2 protein-coding genes and 1 pseudogene are annotated in these 1,596 nt (G+C 70.9%); 2 read left to right on the forward strand and 1 reads right to left on the reverse strand.

Annotation, left to right across the window (positions count from 1 at the left end; genetic code table 11):
* A pseudogene (locus IE312_RS40735) lies at nt 1–234 on the forward strand (serine hydrolase); the annotation flags it as partial.
* Nucleotides 235–263: 29 nt separating this feature from the next.
* Here the strand turns inward: IE312_RS40735 and IE312_RS18440 are convergent.
* Nucleotides 264–644, reverse strand: coding sequence for a hypothetical protein (locus IE312_RS18440; protein ID WP_189983120.1), 381 nt, complete (start codon nt 642–644; stop codon nt 264–266).
* A 277-nt stretch (nt 645–921) separates the two neighbouring features.
* Between IE312_RS18440 and IE312_RS18445 the strand changes: the two genes are divergently transcribed.
* Nucleotides 922–1,596, forward strand: a 675-nt coding sequence (locus IE312_RS18445) for a serine hydrolase (protein WP_229900038.1), incomplete at its 3' end; no start/stop codon positions are given.

The raw sequence follows: 1,596 nt of genomic DNA on the forward strand, positions 1-1,596 counted from the left end.
TCCACGCACGGCTGGCGGGTGCACAGCCTGGGCACGTTCGACGGCGCCGGCCACGACTACACGATCACCGTGCTGACGCAGGACAACAGCACCATGGGCTACGGGGTCACCACGATCCAGAACGTGGCCAAGGCGATCCACAAGGACCTGGTGCCGACGACGTCCGGTGTCACCCGCTACACCCCGACCGACTCGCCGCACGAGGCGTTCGTCGCCGTACCGCCGCAGGGCTGAGCCGGGGCCCACGGCCCTTTCCCACGGTCCTAGTCGGCCGGCACGGTGAGCGCCACGGTGTCGCCGCCCGTCACGGCGAAGGTGCCGTTCTTGCCGGCGGCGACCGTGTCGCTGTGCACGACCGTGCCCGACGCGGTCCTCTCCGTCAGGGTGAGGGTCCGGTTCGTGAGATTGGTGACCGCGAACTGAGTGGCTCCGGCCTGGACGCCGTCGCCCTGCTCGGTGATGCCCGGCAGGAACGCGAAGGTCTGCACGCTCACCAGGTTGCCCGTGCCGCCCTTCTGCACGATCAGCACGTCCCCGGTGGCCGCCGCCGCCGGGGACGCCGAGGCCGCGACGGCGCCGGCCCCCGCCAGCAGTGCGAGGACGGCGCCGATCGCGGCGCGGCGTCTGCCGGTTGTCATCCCCATGCCTCTTCCCTCCCTGGTCGTACCGGACCCCGGTGCGGGGCGCCGGCCGTGGCGCCGAGCCTCGCGTGCCGATGACGGTCCGCGGAAGGGGCGCAAGCGGGGCGTGCGCGGGCACGCAGGCGGCGCGAGCCGCATCAATGGGCCTGCGCAGTATGCGGATTGGCTCGGTCCGGTCCTCGGCGGCCGGTGACCGACCCCTCCTGAGGGTGTCAACTCCCGTACTGCGAACATGCGTACGCACAGGACGCCCGTCCAACGTCAAAAGGGGGAACCTTTCATGGCCCACCGGATATCCCGCGGAGCCGGAGGCATCACGACCGCCCTCGGTGCCGCGCTGCTCGTCGGCGCCACCGCCCTCCCGGCCACGGCGGCGCCGACGGCCGCCGTCGCGTGCACGTCCGCCACCGCCGGCCTCGCCGAGAAGCTGACGAAGGACATCACGGCGGCCCTCGCGAACCGCGAAGGCACCGTCGCCCTCGGCGTGTACGACCGCTCCACCGGCACCACCTGCACGCTGAACCCCACCCTGTCCTTCGACTCGGCCAGCACCGTGAAGGTCACCGTGCTCGCCACGCTGCTGTGGGACGCGAAGAAGACCAACCGGTACCTGACCGACACCGAGGCCGACCTCGCCAAGGCCATGATCACCGAGTCGGACAACGACGCGACCAGCAAGCTGTGGAAGCAGCTCGGCGTGGAGAAGATCCAGGGCTTCCTGACGGCGGCCGGGATGACCAGGACCGTGCCGGGCGCGGACGGCTACTGGGGCCTGACCCAGGAGAACGTCGAGGACGAGCAGAAGCTGCTCAAGCTGATCACCGCCAAGAACAGCGTGCTGAGCGACAACTCCCGTGCCTACATGCTGAAGCTGATGGGCCAGGTCATCGCGGACCAGCGCTGGGGCACTCCGGCGGGGGCGCCGTCGTCCGTCGCCGTGCACGTGAAGAACGGC

It is taken from the genome of Streptomyces capoamus (genome assembly GCF_014654935.1).
In the GTDB taxonomy this organism is placed as follows: domain Bacteria; phylum Actinomycetota; class Actinomycetes; order Streptomycetales; family Streptomycetaceae; genus Streptomyces; species Streptomyces capoamus.

What these genes read in the sequence shown, in the direction of transcription:
- IE312_RS18440 (WP_189983120.1), bottom strand. Translation starts at nt 644, where the DNA reads ATGGGGATGACAACCGGCAGACGCCGCGCCGCGATCGGCGCCGTCCTC.